Annotated in this window: 13 protein-coding genes and 1 riboswitch; of the genes, 2 read left to right on the top strand and 11 right to left on the bottom strand. The window is 62.9% G+C overall.

Annotation, left to right across the window (positions count from 1 at the left end; translation table 11 throughout):
• Positions 1 to 309: 309 nt before the first annotated feature.
• The 9 genes from INQ47_RS21540 to INQ47_RS21500 form a co-directional block, all read right to left on the bottom strand.
• Entirely contained in the window at positions 310 to 1020 is a 711-nt protein-coding gene (locus INQ47_RS21540) for a membrane integrity-associated transporter subunit PqiC (protein WP_252461241.1), read from the bottom strand.
• 172 nt (positions 1021 to 1192) lie between these two features.
• On the bottom strand, positions 1193 to 3451 hold the full coding sequence (parC, locus tag INQ47_RS21535) for a DNA topoisomerase IV subunit A (RefSeq protein WP_252461242.1): 2259 nt from the start codon (positions 3449 to 3451) through the stop codon (positions 1193 to 1195).
• Positions 3452 to 3464: 13 nt separating this feature from the next.
• Positions 3465 to 3983, bottom strand: a complete 519-nt coding sequence (locus INQ47_RS21530; RefSeq protein WP_404702549.1) for a TIGR02281 family clan AA aspartic protease — start codon at positions 3981 to 3983, stop codon at positions 3465 to 3467.
• Complete coding sequence (locus INQ47_RS21525; protein WP_404702548.1) at positions 3980 to 4966, bottom strand: esterase-like activity of phytase family protein; 987 nt, start codon at positions 4964 to 4966, stop codon at positions 3980 to 3982. Before INQ47_RS21525 ends, INQ47_RS21530 begins: the two co-directional genes overlap by 4 nt.
• The gene (gene parE / locus INQ47_RS21520) at positions 4963 to 6867 is read right to left on the bottom strand and encodes a DNA topoisomerase IV subunit B (protein ID WP_404702547.1); all 1905 of its coding nucleotides are present in this window, start codon (positions 6865 to 6867) and stop codon (positions 4963 to 4965) included. The genes INQ47_RS21525 and parE overlap by 4 nt, the downstream gene beginning before the upstream one ends.
• 35 nt (positions 6868 to 6902) lie before the next feature.
• Positions 6903 to 7511 carry a YqiA/YcfP family alpha/beta fold hydrolase gene (locus INQ47_RS21515; protein WP_084851068.1) on the bottom strand — a complete coding sequence of 203 codons (609 nt, stop codon included), beginning with the start codon at positions 7509 to 7511 and terminating at the stop codon, positions 6903 to 6905.
• Between the two features lie 131 nt (positions 7512 to 7642).
• A complete protein-coding gene (cpdA, locus tag INQ47_RS21510; RefSeq protein ID WP_404702546.1) occupies positions 7643 to 8443 on the bottom strand; it encodes a 3',5'-cyclic-AMP phosphodiesterase in 801 nt (266 codons plus the stop codon).
• An 85-nt stretch (positions 8444 to 8528) separates the two neighbouring features.
• Entirely contained in the window at positions 8529 to 8981 is a 453-nt protein-coding gene (locus tag INQ47_RS21505) for a DUF1249 domain-containing protein (protein ID WP_176683124.1), read from the bottom strand.
• Positions 8972 to 9589: an NUDIX domain-containing protein gene (locus INQ47_RS21500; RefSeq protein WP_021783858.1), complete on the bottom strand. Its 618-nt coding sequence runs from the start codon at positions 9587 to 9589 to the stop codon at positions 8972 to 8974. The genes INQ47_RS21505 and INQ47_RS21500 overlap by 10 nt, the downstream gene beginning before the upstream one ends.
• Positions 9590 to 9774: 185 nt before the next feature.
• Between INQ47_RS21500 and INQ47_RS21495 the strand changes: the two genes are divergently transcribed.
• Entirely contained in the window at positions 9775 to 10521 is a 747-nt protein-coding gene (locus INQ47_RS21495) for an RsiV family protein (protein ID WP_176683123.1), read from the top strand.
• On the opposite strand, the gene cytX is transcribed toward INQ47_RS21495, so the two are convergent.
• Positions 10490 to 11773, bottom strand: a complete 1284-nt coding sequence (gene cytX, locus INQ47_RS21490) for a putative hydroxymethylpyrimidine transporter CytX (protein ID WP_404702545.1) — start codon at positions 11771 to 11773, stop codon at positions 10490 to 10492. The two genes, INQ47_RS21495 and cytX, sit on opposite strands and share 32 nt — an antisense overlap.
• Before the next feature lie 145 nt (positions 11774 to 11918).
• A complete protein-coding gene (gene thiC / locus INQ47_RS21485) occupies positions 11919 to 13799 on the bottom strand; it encodes a phosphomethylpyrimidine synthase ThiC (RefSeq protein ID WP_021783856.1) in 1881 nt (626 codons plus the stop codon).
• Positions 13800 to 13953: 154 nt separating this feature from the next.
• A riboswitch (TPP riboswitch) is annotated at positions 13954 to 14060 on the bottom strand.
• Between the two features lie 160 nt (positions 14061 to 14220).
• Between thiC and INQ47_RS21480 the strand changes: the two genes are divergently transcribed.
• The gene (locus INQ47_RS21480) at positions 14221 to 15657 is read left to right on the top strand and encodes a TolC family outer membrane protein (RefSeq protein ID WP_404702544.1); all 1437 of its coding nucleotides are present in this window, start codon (positions 14221 to 14223) and stop codon (positions 15655 to 15657) included.
• The last annotated feature ends 68 nt before the right edge of the window (positions 15658 to 15725 follow it).

The following is a 15725-nucleotide window of genomic DNA, read 5'->3' as shown; positions in this document are numbered from 1 at the left end:
CGCCCAGCCACCGACATGTGTCGCCCCCAATCAGGTGTAGGAGCGGGTTTACCCGCGAATACGGTAGCGGCGGCAACGGTGAACGGCCGGTGAAAATTGGCCAGCAGGCCCGGCCCTTTCGCGGGTGAACCCGCCCCTACGACGGGCTGCGCCCAGCCACCGACATGTGTCGCAGCTCAATCAGGTGTAGGAGCGGGTTTACCCGCGAATACGGTAGCGGCGGCAACGGTGAACGGCCGGTGAGAATTGGCCAGCAGATCCGGCTTCTTCGCGGGTAAACCCGCTCCCACAAAGACCGTGCCAGCTTGATCAGAACCGATAAACTTCCATATCGGTGCGAATCGGCGAGGCCATCGGGATTTTGGGTTTCTCTGGCCCCTTCTTCACCTGCGTCGGTGCAGCGGATTTTTTCGGTGCTTCTTCGGCAATCGCCGGCTGGTTGGCCAGCGGCTTCACCGCTGTGCTCAACTGTTCGGCCAGCTTTTGCAGCAGTTGGCCCTGAGCCTGCACCTGCGACGACTCACTGCCCTCGTGCTGCTGCTCGAGGTGAATGATACGGTTGTCACGCACATGGCCACGACGGTCCAGCAGACGCCACTGGGCATCCAGAATGGCCGGCTGGTTCTTGCCCGAGTCCAGGCGTGTGATCGACAACAGCACTTGCACGTCCGGGCTGAAGCCTGCAGTCGCCGGGGCCAGCACTACGCGCTGGCTGTCCAGACGCCAGGCCAGTTGACGCACCAGCAGCTGGTCGATATCCGATGAAAGGCTGCCAGCCCAGCGACCGTCGGTCGCCGCGCTCAGGCTGCCATCAGCTTGACGCTGCAGGAACGTCTCACGCTGAAGATAATCGGCCACCGATACCGGGCCGAGTACAACGGCCATGCCCGCGCTCTGCGAAGGCTGGCCAGGATCACCACTGTCGAGCTGATACAGGGCAACCGGCTGATGCATGGTGCACCCGCCAAGGCCCAGCAGGCCAGTCATCAACAGCGCAAATGGAAGGCGCAGAAATTTCATCATCCCATCCAGGCGGCTGCCACAAGGCACACCGCAGTGATACATGTATATTCAAACGGGCACACGGCCACGCCGGCACCGCAAGGGGCATATCATCCGCGAAATAACCGTCCGACTCCAGCATTTCTGCCCGAAACGGCGTTGAAATTGCCGTTCCAGACATTGCAACCGGTTATGCCGGCACTTCCACCTGCAACCCATCGACGCGCTGGAACCCACGTGGCAGCTTGCTACCGCGCCGTCCGCGCTCGCCCTTGTAGTGCTCCAGGTCGTCCGCCTTCAAAGACAGGGTACGCTTGCCGGCCTGCAATACAAGGGTCGCGCCTTCGGGAATCACGGCTAGATCGGTAACAAATTCTTCGCGGCTGGCCACCCGGTCACCCGGCACGCCAATGATCTTGTTGCCCTTGCCTTTACCCAGCTGTGGCAAGTCGCTGACCTTGAACACCAGCAGGCGGCCTTCAGTGGTCACCGCCGCCAACCAGTCCTGCTCGCGATCGGCCACTGGGCGCGGGGTCATGACCTTGGCCCCGTTGGGCAAGCTGAGCAAGCCTTTGCCGGCCTTGTTCTTGGCCTGCAGGTCCTCACCCTTGACCACAAAGCCGTAACCGGCATCCGAAGCCACCACGTACAGCGCATCGTCGTCAGGCAACAACACACATTCGAAAGTCGCCCCCGGTGGCGGCGTCAGACGGCCAGTCAGCGGCTCACCCTGGCCACGCGCCGATGGCAGGCTGTGGGCGGCCAGCGAGTAGCTGCGCCCGGTCGAATCGATAAGCACGGCAAACTGGTTGGAACGCCCGGCTGCAGCAGCCTTGAAGCCGTCGCCGGCCTTGTAGGAAAGGCCAGTGGCGTCGATATCGTGGCCCTTGGCGCAGCGCACCCAGCCCTTCTCCGAAAGCACCACGGTGACGGGCTCGGTCGGCATCAGCTCGTTTTCCGACAGCGCTTTGGCTTCGGCACGCGCTACGATCGGTGAACGACGATCATCGCCATAGGTTTCGGCATCCTTGATCAGCTCGCTGCGCACCAGCTTACGCAGCTTGGCCTCGCTCCCCAGCAGGGCCTGCAGCTTGGCTTGCTCCTTCAGCAACTCATCCTGCTCACCGCGGATCTTCATCTCTTCCAGGCGCGCCAACTGCCGCAGGCGGGTCTCAAGGATGTAGTCGGCCTGGATCTCGGTCAGCTCGAAACGCTCGATCAGGGCCTGCTTGGGGTATTCCTCGGTACGGATGATGTGGATCACTTCATCCAGGTTGAGGAACGCGGTGAGTAAACCGTCCAACAGGTGCAGACGCTTTTCGACCTTGTCCAGACGGTGCTGCAGGCGGCGACGAACGGTGTTGGTGCGGAATTGCAGCCACTCTACCAATATGGTTCGCAGGTTTTTCAACTGCGGACGGCCGTCCAGGCCGATGATGTTCACGTTGACCCGGTAGGTGCTTTCCAGGTCAGTGGTAGCGAACAGGTGCTGCATCAGCTCGTCGACATCCACGCGGTTGGAACGCGGGATGATGACGATACGGCACGGGTTTTCGTGGTCCGACTCGTCGCGCAGGTCGGCGACCATCGGCAGCTTCTTGGCCTGCATCTGCGCGGCAATCTGCTCCAGCACTTTGGCCCCGGAGACCTGGTGCGGCAGCGCAGTGACGACGATGTCGCCATCTTCGACACGGTACACGGCGCGCATGCGGATCGAGCCGCGGCCGCTTTCGTACATCTTGAGAATTTCTGCCCGCGGCGTGACGATCTCTGCCTCGGTCGGGTAATCCGGCCCCTGGATGTGCTCGCACAACTGCTCGATGGTTGCCTTGGGCTCATCGAGCAGTCGTACACAGGCACTGGCCACCTCTCGCAGGTTGTGCGGCGGCACATCGGTGGCCATGCCCACCGCGATACCGGTGGTACCGTTGAGCAGGATATTGGGCAAACGCGCGGGCAGCACGGCCGGCTCCTGCAAGGTGCCGTCGAAGTTCGGCACCCAGTCCACGGTGCCCTGGCCGACTTCGCTGAGCAGCACTTCAGCGTAGCGCGACAGCCGCGCCTCGGTATAGCGCATGGCGGCGAACGACTTCGGATCATCCGGCGCACCCCAGTTACCCTGGCCATCGACCAGGGTGTAGCGGTAGCTGAACGGCTGCGCCATCAGCACCATGGCCTCGTAGCAGGCCGAGTCGCCATGGGGATGGAACTTGCCGAGCACGTCACCGACGGTACGCGCCGACTTCTTGTGCTTGGCATCGGCGTCGAGCCCCAACTCGCTCATGGCGTAGACGATGCGTCGCTGCACCGGCTTCAGGCCGTCGCCGATGTGCGGCAGTGCGCGGTCCATGATCACGTACATGGAATAGTTGAGGTAGGCCTGTTCGGTGAAGTCAGCCAGCGAGCGGCGTTCGACGCCGTCCAGGCTGAGTTCCAGTGAGTCGCTCATGCGGGCCTCGTCATTATTTCAGGTTCTGGCGCAGCAGCATGGTGCCACCGCGCTGGGTAAATTCAAGTTGTTGCAGGGCACTCATGCCCAGCAGTACGGTGGGCCCGTCCAGGCCCGGCACCACGATGGCGCGTACGTTCTGCAGGCGGATATCGCCCAGTTGCAGGCTGGCCAGGCGCGTGCGGTAGCCTTCGGTGCGGCCGTTGGCGGTGCTCAGTAGCACCGGGCTACCGCGCTCCAGGCTCAGTTCATGAGCCAACGCCTCCGGGATCGCCACGTCGGTGGCGCCGGTGTCGAGCATGAAATGCACCACCTGGCCGTTGATGGCACCATCCACCACGAAGTGGCCCTGGCCATTACTCAGCAGGCGCACTTCGATATAGCCTGCACCATGCTCGGATTGCACCTGGCTATTGGGGTTACGCTGGCTGTCTTCCCACTGGCCGAAAAAGCGCGTGGCAAGAAACAGCGCCGCCGCCCAGGCGACGATCATCAGCACCCTGCCCGCGCGCTTGCCCGGCGCCTGGCTCATGGTTTGGCGCTCCAGCCGCCTTGCGGGGCGTCGAAGCGCCAGACGACCGGGCGGGTTTCGCCATCGGCTCGGGCACTGTTGTTGTTGTCCAGGCCAATCCAGGCACCCTTGGCATCGATCACCAGTGCTTCGGCCAGACCAAACGGCTGCGCGTAACGCCGTGACTCGACCAGCGCATCAGCAGCGAACGACCAGCAACGCTCGACCTTGCCACTGTCGGCATCACGCCGGCACACCCGGTAAGCGTTACGTTCTAGGGTAAACAGCTTGCCCTCGAACCAGGCCAGGTCAGAGAAGTCGCGCGACAGCGCACTGGCATTGGGCATTTGCGCCGGCTGCATCTCGACCCCGGCCTCGCTCAGCAGCACGCAACTGCGCCCGCAGGTCCATACCGATTGCCGGCGCTCAATGGCCACCAGGCCACGGCGCTCACGCTCGGCGGCCAGCCACAGGCGGTCACCCGCCGGGTTGATCGCCACGCCTTCGAACAGGGCATTGAAGTTCAGCAGCATGCCGCTTGCCCGGGCCTGGCGCACCATGGCCGAGTCGATCCTCAACCAGTCCGGCTCGCCTTCCAGCGGCAATTGCAGCACCGCGGCATGCGCCTCGCTGACCAGATAGAGGTTACCCGCCTGATCGCAGGTGATGCCTTCGAAATCCAGCTCGCCACCGCGAATGAACGATGCCGCCCAGTTGCGTGACTTCAACCCCCATGGCAGGCCGCTTTCCGGGACAGCCGGCGGGGTGAAGGTGAGCGGCTGCGCGCGCCAGGTGGGGTTCTGCTGATCGAAGCGGTAGATACGGTCGTCGTCACGGTCGGACACGCCCCACAGCCCGCCCCGGCACTCCACCAGACCAGACAGGTTGCCACCGCGCATACCGTCGATCGGGTGCTCGGCTTTCATCTTCAGCTCTGGCAAGTTGCCCGCCAGGCAAGGCAGGGCAACCAGCGCCAGGCAAACGGCAAGGACTTGCCGAATCAAACCATGACCTCGGCCAGGTTGCCCTTGGTTTCCAGCCAGCTCTTGCGGTCACCGGCGCGCTTCTTGGCAAGCAGCTTGTCCATCAGTTCGCAGGTGGCTTCTACGTCGTCCAGGGTCAGTTGTACCAGGCGCCGGGTGTTCGGGTCCATGGTGGTTTCGCGCAACTGCGGCGGGTTCATCTCGCCCAGGCCCTTGAAGCGTGTTACCTGCGGCTTGCCGCGCTTCTTCTCGGCCACCAGGCGGTCGAGGATGCCGTCACGCTCGGCTTCGTCGAGGGCGTAGTAGATTTCCTTGCCCAGGTCGATGCGGTACAGGGGCGGCATGGCCACGTAAACATGCCCAGCCTCGACCAGTGCCCGGAAGTGTTGAACAAACAGCGCACACAGCAGTGTGGCGATGTGCAGGCCGTCGGAGTCAGCGTCGGCGAGGATGCAGATCTTGCCATAGCGCAGCTGCGCAAGGTCGGTGGCACCCGGATCGACACCAATGGCCACGGCAATGTTGTGCACTTCCTGGCTGGCCAGGACTTCGCCACCGTCCACTTCCCAGGTGTTGAGGATCTTGCCGCGCAGCGGCAGGATGGCCTGGAATTCTTTGTCCCGCGCCTGCTTGGCCGAACCACCGGCCGAGTCACCCTCGACCAGGAACAACTCGGCACGCATCGGGTCCTGGCCCGCACAATCGGCCAGCTTGCCGGGCAATGCCGGGCCCTGGGTGATGCGCTTGCGTTCGACCTTCTTGCTGGCCTTGAGGCGGCGCCCGGCGTTGCTGATGGCCAGTTCTGCCAGTTGCATGCCCAGCTCGGGGTGGGCGTTGAGCCACAGACTGAAAGCATCCTTGACCACGCCGGAGACGAACGCTGCGGCCTCGCGTGATGACAGGCGCTCTTTGGTCTGCCCGGAGAACTGCGGGTCCTGCATCTTCATCGACAGTACGAAGGTGATGCGCTCCCAAACGTCTTCCGGCGCCAGCTTCACCCCGCGCGGCAGCAAGTTGCGGAACTCGCAGAACTCACGCATGGCATCCAGCAAGCCTTGGCGCAAGCCGTTGACGTGGGTGCCGCCCTGGGCGGTGGGGATCAGGTTGACGTAGCTTTCCTGAATGCTGTCGCCGCCTTCGGGCAGCCACAGCAAAGCCCAGTCAACCGCTTCCTTGTTACCCGCCAGGCTGCCGCAGAACGGCTCGTCGGGCAGGCGCTGGAATTCGTTGACCGAGTCGACCAGATAAGAGCGCAGACCATCTTCGTAGTGCCATTCGACCTTTTCGCCGCTGGCCTTGTCCTCGAAGCTGACCAGCAGCCCTGGGCACAGTACCGCCTTGGCCTTGAGCACGTGCTTGAGGCGGCTGATGGAGAACTTGGGCGAGTCGAAGTACTTCGGGTCGGGGCTGAAGTACACGCTGGTGCCGGTGTTGCGCTTGCCGACCGAGCCGACCACTTCCAGCTCGCTGGCCTTGAAGCCATCGGCAAAGGTCATCTGGTATTCGTTGCCGTCACGTTTGACGCGCACGCGCACCTGGGTCGACAGGGCGTTGACCACCGAGATGCCCACCCCGTGCAGGCCACCGGAAAACTGATAGTTCTTGTTGGAGAACTTGCCGCCGGCGTGCAGCTTGGTGAGGATCAGCTCGACCCCGGACGCGCCCTCTTCCGGATGAATGTCCACCGGCATGCCGCGGCCGTCGTCGCTGACTTCCAGCGAATGATCGGCATGCAGGATGACCTGCACCGAACGCGCGTGGCCGGCCAGTGCTTCGTCGACACTGTTGTCGATGACTTCCTGGGCCAGGTGGTTGGGGCGGCTGGTGTCGGTGTACATGCCCGGCCGCTTGCGGACCGGATCAAGGCCCGAGAGGACTTCGATGGCGTCTGCGTTATAGGCGCTAGCGCTGGGATTGGCCATAGGGTCTCGTCGTCAGTCTGGTGAATGCAAAAAAGTCAAAATACAGAAAAATCGAGCGCCGCATACTGCCCACGGGCAATGCCGGCGAAGGCCAGCAGTGCCGGCAGGCGCTCGGCGAACCCCTGGAAGCTGTGGTCGCCACCGGCCTGGATACGCAGCGCACAAGCACGGTAATAGCGCTCGGCGTGTCGGTAGTCCAGGGTTTCATCGGCGGTCTGCAACCACACTTGATAGCGGTCGGCATCGGCCGGGGCCGCGACTTCCAGTTCGGCCAGGGCCTGCACATGATCGTGGGTCAGCTCCCAGGTTTCACCGCTGTAATGATTGCGCTGGGTGCCCAGGTAACCGTCGAAATGCTTGTGCGGGGTTACCGCCGGGTTGACCAGAAGGGCCTTGAGGCCATGGCGCTCGGCCAGATGGGTGGCATAGTAGCCGCCGAGCGAACTGCCCACCAGCAGTGGCGCACCCAGTTCGGCGATGGCCGCTTCGAGCTGGGCCATGGCTTGCCGTGGGTGGTGGTGCAGGGCCGGCACTCGCAACTGGTCGGCCAGGCCGAGCTGCTGCATGACTGCCTCCAGCTGACGCGCCTTGGTCGAAAGCGGTGAGCTGTTGAAGCCATGGATATAGAGGATGGAACCCGACATGCTGCCCCCGGAATCTGTGGCTTCGCGCCTGATAATGCGGGCGCAGGGACGCGCAGTGTAGCGCGTTCGCCGGGTTTTGACGCAGTGCCACGGATTTCGCAATAATTTTCCGGCAGGCTGACGTGGCCTGCTCAATACCCTGGGCTGTCGAAGTCGAGCTGCACCTCGAAATCCAGCGCCCGCTCCACCCCGGTCTCCAGCCGCCCATCGGCATGCAGGCGCAACCAGCGGTACCCCGGATGCTCTTCGCTCACCTGGAAGCCCTCGCTGCGCGCCGCGAACTGAATACAGGTCGACGGTGTGGCCAGCAGGCGCCGCCCCTCTCGGACCTCATCCCATTCCTGATGCACATGCCCCCATAACAAAGCCCGTACCTGTGGATATCCTTCAACGATATCGAACAGCGCCTGGGAATTGCGCAAGCCGATCGGCGCGATCCAGGCGCAGCCGATGTCCACCGGCTGATGGTGGAAGCACACCAGGCAATGCCGCTCACCAGCCTCTTTCAAGGCGGCTTCCAGCACGGCCAACTGGTCATCTTGCAGAAACCCGTGGGTAGCACCGTGCACGGCGGTGTTGAGCATGACCACCCGCCATGCGCCAATATCGGTCACCGCCTGCACCAGTTCCGGCGCCACCTGCGCCATCACCTGAGCCTCGTCATGGTTGCCCGGTAACCAGCGGGTGGGTACGGCAAACGGTGCGGTCAGCTCACGAAACGCTTCATAGGATGCCACGCTGGCATCCTGGGACAGGTCGCCCGTGCACAGCAGCAAGTCGACAAGCGGCTGCTCGCGCCGCACCTGGGCCACCACGTGGCGCAGGCTGTCACGGGTATTGAGGCCCAGCATGCTGCCAGCCGGATCGGCGAACAGGTGGGCATCGGTCAGTTGCACCACATGCACAGGGCGGGATTGGTCTGGCGGCGACAACGGCCATCTCCTCGAATGGATTCAGCGGGAATTATGGCTGTGCGACGTTGACGAGCAAACACCCGCAACCGACTCACGTCACAATTCAGCGAACACTTGCCAGTTCGTGGCCGCAGGCCAGGCAGTGGCTGAGCCATTCACCCAGGAACAGGTTGAGCTGGGCCTTTTCGTCCGGCTGGTGCATGGCGTCGTTCGGATACGGGTAGATGCTGCGCAGGCGCCGGGTGTGTTCAGCACTGACCACTTCGGCCATGCGCGCATCGTGATACACCTGCACTTCCAGGTGTGGCACCGGCAACCACGGCAGGCTGTGTTCCTGGCGCACATGCAGGGTGGTGGTGTATGGGCAGGCCAGCACCACGTCGATTACCAGCACGCCGAGCATCTGGTCACCCTGGGTCATGCCGATGCGGCGCGAGCTCTGGGTGGTGCGCATGTCGGGCAGCAAACGCATCAGCCGGGCATAGTTGGCCTCGCAGGCTGCCTGCAGCCCGACCAGGTCGACTCGATAGCGCTCGCGCAGCAGGTTCACTTCCACATACCTCTTACTTCGTCACGGTTCAGCGCCAGCCATTGCAGGCCAATGATGGTGGCCGCATTGCAGATGCGCCCGTCGCGCACCGCCTGCAGGGCATCCTCGAACGACCACACGCGTACGCGAATGTCTTCACCCTCCTCTTCCAGGCCATGCAGCCCTCCCGCGCCCTCGCTGCTGCAACGGCCGAGGAACAGGTGAACGTATTCGTCACTACCGCCAGGCGACGGGAAGTACCGGGTCATCGGCCACAGGGCGCTGAACGTCAGGCCTGCTTCTTCTTCGGCCTCGCGATGGGCGACTTCCTCGGGCTGCTCGTCTTTGTCGATCAGCCCGGCAACCATCTCGATCAGCCAAGGGTTGGCGACCTTGTCCAGTGCGCCCACGCGGAACTGTTCGATCAGCACCACTTCATCGCGCGCAGGGTCGTACGGCAGCACGCATACCGCATCGTGGCGCACAAACAGTTCGCGACTGATCTCGCGCCCCATGCCCCCGGCAAATAGCTCGTGGCGCAGGCGTAACTTGTCGAGCTTGTAAAAGCCCTGGAAGCAATTGGCCCGCTCGATGATTTCGAAGCCCTTGGGCACAGCGTTCAACGCGTCTGACATGGAAATCCTCATTACCTCGAATACTGCTTCGCGCCATCCTACTCCGCACGCCTGTTGGTTTCACCCCTTTCCAGCAACCGCTGGCGCACTCGGGACAGCAGCCCTTCACTCTGTTAGCTTAGTGGCGAACTGAAGGCCGCGTAGACGGTCAAAGGCCGACTTTTCCCTGTTCTGCAAGGATCATCATGACACTTGTCAAACTGACTTCCGTGGCCGTGCTGGCACTCGCTCTGGGCGCCTGCCAGAGCCTGTTCACGCCCAACTACCGGGCCCCGCTCGAGGTCAAGCGCGACGCCTGGGAGCATGTCAAACCCGGCTGCAGCGAGAGCGACTGCCCGCTGGTGAACATCGACATGATCCACTTCCCGGCCCTGCCCAAGCTCGACGGCATCGTCGAAAAACGCCTGCTGCAACTGACCGAAGACAATCAGCATGGCACCGCGCCAGGCACCCTGCAGGCCTACGAACAGCAATATCTGGCCAGCGCCGACAAACGTAACAGCAGTTACTTGCAAGCCAAGGTACGCGAACAGCATGACGGGTTGGTGATCATCGAGTTGTCCAGCTACCTGGACAGCGGTGGCGCCCACGGCATGCCCGGGCGCGGCTTCATCAACTATTCTCGCAAGCTGGACAAGGTGCTGACCCTGCAGGACATGCTGGTGCCCGGCCAGGAAGACACCTTCTGGAAAACCGTCGAAGAATCGCACCGCGCCTGGCTGATGAGCGTGGGCATGGACAAGGATGCCGAGTTCGTCAAGACCTGGCCATTCAAGAAATCGCCGCACGTCGCCCTGACGTACGGCGCGGTAGTGGTCAAGTACGAGGTCTATGCCATCGCGCCCTACTCCATGGGCCACGTGGAACTGAAGATCCCCTACCCGCGCCTGAATGGCGTACTCAAGCCTGAACTGTTTCCCGGCCGCGGCTGAGGCTCAGTAACCCATGCAGCACACCTGCCAGCAGCAATGCTGGCAGGGTCGCGCCCAGTTCCGGCGCCTTGGCGGCAATCAGGTGATAGGCCACCACCCCGGCAAACCAGGCCACCAACGCCTGCCAGTGCAAGCCATTGACCTGCGCTGGCAGACGGCGTCGACGGACCACGTAGTGGTCCATCAGCACCACGCCAAACAGCGGCGCGAACACCGAACCGATCAGCAACAGGAAGTTTTCGTACTGTGCCAGTGGCGCCAACAGGGCGATCAGGGTGCACAACACGCCGATGGCCAACGCCAGGTGCTCGACCTTCAGCGGTATAAGCACACCGGTGGAAACCGCCGCCGAGTGGATGTCGGCGAAGGCCTTTTCCGACTCGTCCAGCAGAATTAGCAGCAGCGGGATCCCCATGCCGGCGCCCGCCAGGGCCAGCAACAGCGCATTGACTTCGCCACTGGCGGCGAACGCCAGCGTGTAGGCCACGCCCAGGCTCATCAGCCAGGTGTTGCCGATGAAGTAGCCAACTACCGTACCGCCGAACACATGCTTGCCATTGCGGGCAAAACGCGAGTAGTCCGCGATCAGCGGCAGCCAGGACAGCGGCATGGCGATGACGATATCGAAGCCAACCGCCAGCGACATCGAACCATCCCCGGCACGGCTCCACAGTTCGGCCAGGTCGGCCTTGGCGAACAGGTTCCAGGTCAGCCACAGGCAAGCGCCCAGCAACAGCCAGATGCCCCAGGCGCGCAACACCTTGCGCACGAAGGCCAGTGGCCCGCTGACGGCCAACAGGGTGGCCAGGGCACCAAAGCACAGGGTCCAGAGCATGGGGCTGTTCCAGGCACTCTCCTCACCGAACGCCCGCGCGCCCAGCAAGCTGGCGGCATCGCGCATGACAATGATTTCGAAGGCGCCCCAGCCCACCAGTTGCAGCAAGTTGAGCAGCGCCGGCAAGCGCGCACCATGGCTGCCCAGGCTAAGTTTCAGGGTGCCCATGGCAGACAGGCCGGTATCGCTGCCGATAACCCCGGCGGCGCCCAGCAACAGCACACCGACACCGGTGCCCAGGGCGATGGCCAGCACCGCGCCAGCAAGGCCCAGGCCTGGCGCCAGCATGGCACCGACCTGCAGCACCATCAGGCCGATGCCGAGGGAAAACCACAGTGAAAACAGGTCGCGAGCACCGAAGATGCGCTGCTGGATGGGGATTGGATGGTCGGGAGAGAACTGGCTGGGTGATGTCATTGTCATGTCCGCAGGAATGATGTTGAGTGGCATGCACCACCCTGTGGGAGCGGGCATGCCCGCGAACACCGGCAAAGCCGGTGCCATGCACCGCAGTGCTTGCTTCGCGGGGCAAGCCCGCTCCCACAGGGTAAGGTGCTGCGGTTTAGACTTTGTGGTACAGCTGGCTGCCTTCCTGGCGGAACCGCTCGGCCTGCTCACGCATGCCTTGCTCGACCGTCACATCCACGGCCTCGATCTTGGCAGCGTACTCACGCACTTCCTGGGTGATCTTCATCGAGCAGAACTTCGGCCCGCACATTGAGCAGAAGTGCGCGACCTTGGCCGATTCCTTCGGCAGAGTCTCGTCATGGAAAGCACGGGCGGTGTCCGGGTCGAGGCCCAGGTTGAACTGGTCTTCCCAACGGAACTCGAAACGCGCCTTGGACAAGGCGTTGTCGCGGATCTGTGCCCCCGGGTGGCCCTTGGCAAGGTCGGCGGCATGCGCGGCGATCTTGTAGGTGATGATGCCGGTCTTGACGTCGTCCTTGTTCGGCAGGCCCAGGTGCTCCTTCGGCGTGACGTAGCAGAGCATGGCGCAACCGAACCAGCCGATCATCGCCGCACCAATGCCCGAGGTGATGTGGTCGTAACCCGGCGCGATGTCGGTGGTCAGTGGGCCGAGGGTGTAGAACGGCGCCTCGTCGCAGCACTCCAGCTGCTTGTCCATGTTCTCTTTGATCAACTGCATCGGCACGTGGCCGGGGCCTTCGATCATGCATTGCACGTCGTGCTTCCAGGCAATCTTGGTCAGCTCGCCGAGGGTTTCAAGCTCACCGAATTGCGCCGCGTCGTTGGCGTCGGCAATCGAGCCAGGGCGCAGGCCGTCGCCCAGCGAGAAGCTGACGTCGTAGGCCTTCATGATTTCGCAGATTTCGTCGAAGTGGGTGTACAGGAAGTTTTCCTTGTGGTGCGCCAGGCACCACTTGGCCATGATCGAGCCACCACGGCTGACGATGCCGGTGACGCGCTTGGCGGTCAGGGGTACATAGCGCAGCAGCACACCGGCGTGAATGGTGAAGTAGTCCACGCCCTGTTCGGCCTGCTCGATCAGGGTGTCGCGGAACAGTTCCCAGGTCAGGTCCTCTGCCACACCGTTGACCTTTTCCAGGGCCTGGTAGATCGGCACGGTACCGATCGGCACCGGCGAGTTGCGAATGATCCACTCGCGGGTTTCGTGGATGTGCTTGCCGGTGGACAGGTCCATGACCGTGTCCGAGCCCCAGCGGATGCCCCAGGTCAGCTTGGCCACCTCTTCCTCGATCGAGGAACCCAGGGCGCTGTTGCCGATGTTGCCGTTGATCTTCACCAGGAAGTTACGGCCGATGATCATCGGCTCTACTTCCGGGTGGTTGATGTTGGCCGGAATGATCGCGCGGCCACGGGCGATTTCCTGGCGAACGAATTCAGGGGTGATTTCTTTCGGGATGTTGGCACCGAAGCTGTGGCCGGCATGTTGCTCATTCAGCAGGCCGGCTGCGCGGGCTTCCTGCAGCTTCATGTTTTCGCGGATGGCCACGTATTCCATCTCGGCGGTGATGATGCCCTGGCGGGCATAGTGCATCTGCGAGACGTTGGCGCCGGCCTTGGCACGACGCGGGTTGCGCACATGGGCGAAACGCAGCTTGGCCAGCTCTGCATCGTTCAGGCGCTGCTGGCCGAAGTCGGAGCTCAGACCTTCCAGGCGCTCGGTGTCACCGCGGGCTTCGATCCACGCCGAACGCACATCGGCCAGGCCTTTGCGCACGTCGATGATCACGTCGGGGTCGGTGTACGGGCCAGAAGTGTCATACACCAGCACCGGGGCGTTGGCCTCGCCGCCGAAATCGGTCGGGGTGTCATCCAGGCTGATTTCACGCATGGGGACGCGGATGTCCGGGCGCGAGCCTTCGACATACACCTTGCGCGAACGCGGGAACGGTTGTACGGACTGCTGATCGACTTGTGCCGATTCGCTGAGGTTGATCGTTTTTTCTTGTTTGGTCATCACAGGCTCTCCTGACGGCTTCCTAGCAGTGGAATGTCGGGGTGAACCTGAAACGCGCGGACGCACCCTCTTTGGGTGCAGTGCCGGATATGGGGGTGCCTGAAGCTGTATGCAGCTGTGACAATCCCGGACCTGGCACAAGAGGCTCCCCGGGAAGGTGAGCAATCTTGTTCCCTACGCAGGCGCTAACCTGATCAGGTTCAACGGGATCCGCACCTCTGCGATCTCAGCCTTTGCTTCAAGGCACCCCGACAAGAACATGCGCAGTCTAGACTGGAGTGGTCGGCAAAGCCAAGCAGGTAAATGCGCGGATGATGAAAGGCACACCGAGCGATTGTTGCCGGGTGCGCATGGCACTACACTGGCCCATCGCTCGATACTCAACAGTTCAGTAATTAAATTTCGTACAAGGATTGCCTCTATGCTGCGCAAACTCTCACTGGCGATAGCCGTGTCTTGTGCGTCCAACGGAGTGGTCTGGGCAGCGGACGTGCCCTCGACAGTCAAGACCGATCTGGTCAGCGTCTACCAGGAGGCAGTGGACAACAACGCCGACCTGGCTGCCGCACGCGCCGATTACGGGGCGCGCCGCGAAGTGGTGCCGCAGGCCCGCGCCGGGTTGCTGCCAAACCTGTCGGCCGGTGCCGAGATGATGAACACCCGCACCAAGCTGGACGAGCCGTCCATGACGTCCAATCGCAGCGGCAACTCCTGGAGCGCGACCCTGGCTCAGCCGATCTTCCGCGCTGATCGCTGGTTCCAGTTGCAAGCCGCCGAAGCCGTCAACGAACAGGCAGCACTGGAGCTGTCGGCGACCGAGCAAAACCTGATCCTGCAAACCGCGCAAAACTACTTCGCCGTCCTCCGCGCCCAAGACAACCTGGCTGCCACCAAGGCAGAAGAAGCCGCGTTCAGGCGCCAGCTGGATCAGTCCAACGAGCGTTTCGACGTGGGCCTTTCGGACAAGACCGACGTGCTGCAATCCCAAGCCAGTTATGACACTGCACGCGCCAACCGGATTATCGCCGAACGCCAGGTGCAGGATGCCTTCGAGGCCCTGGTAACCCTGACCAACCGTGAGTACACCTCTATCCAGGGCGTGGCGCATAGCCTGCCGGTACAAGTGCCAACGCCCAACGATGCCAAAGCCTGGGTCGAAACCGCCGGGCGCCAGAACCTCAACCTGCTGGCCACCAACTACGCGGTTTCTGCCGCAGAAGAGACCCTGCGTCAGCGCAAGGCCGGGCATGCACCGACCCTGGACGCAGTGGCCAAGTACCAGAAGGGTGACAACGACAGCCTTGGCTTCACCAATCCGGCGCCGCAGCAAAACGTGCGCTACGGCGGCGATGTCGAGCAGACCAGCGTTGGCCTGCAACTGAATATCCCGATCTACAGCGGCGGCCTGACCAGCTCGCAGGTACGCGAGGCTTACCAGCGCCTGAGCCAGAGCGAGCAACAGCGTGAAAGCCTGCGCCGCCAGGTTGTGGAAAACACCCGCAACCTGCACCGCGCAGTGAACACCGATGTGGAACAGGTACAGGCGCGCAAGCAGTCGATCATTTCCAACCAGAGCGCGCTGGAAGCCACCGAAATCGGCTACCAGGTCGGTACCCGCAACATCGTCGACGTGCTTGATGCCCAGCGCCAGCTGTACACCTCCGTGCGCGACTACAACAACAGCCGTTACGACTACATCCTCGACAACCTGAGCCTGAAGCAGGCAGCCGGCACCCTGAGCCCGCAAGACCTGCAGGACCTGAAGCGCTACCTGAAACCTGACTACAACCCGGACAAGGACTTCCTGCCGCCGGACCTGGCGGCAGCAGCGGCCAAGAACTTCGAGCGCAGGCCTTGAGGTAGGGGCTGGACCATTCGCGGGCAAGCCCACTCCCACACGTACCGTGCCAGGCCTGAAGGCATCAT

The organism is Pseudomonas sp. 3HC3 (assembly GCF_044904505.1).
Lineage (GTDB): Bacteria > Pseudomonadota > Gammaproteobacteria > Pseudomonadales > Pseudomonadaceae > Aquipseudomonas > Aquipseudomonas putida_Y.
Note: the sequence above shows the minus strand (reverse complement) of the source record. Positions and strands in the feature narration are given on the sequence as shown.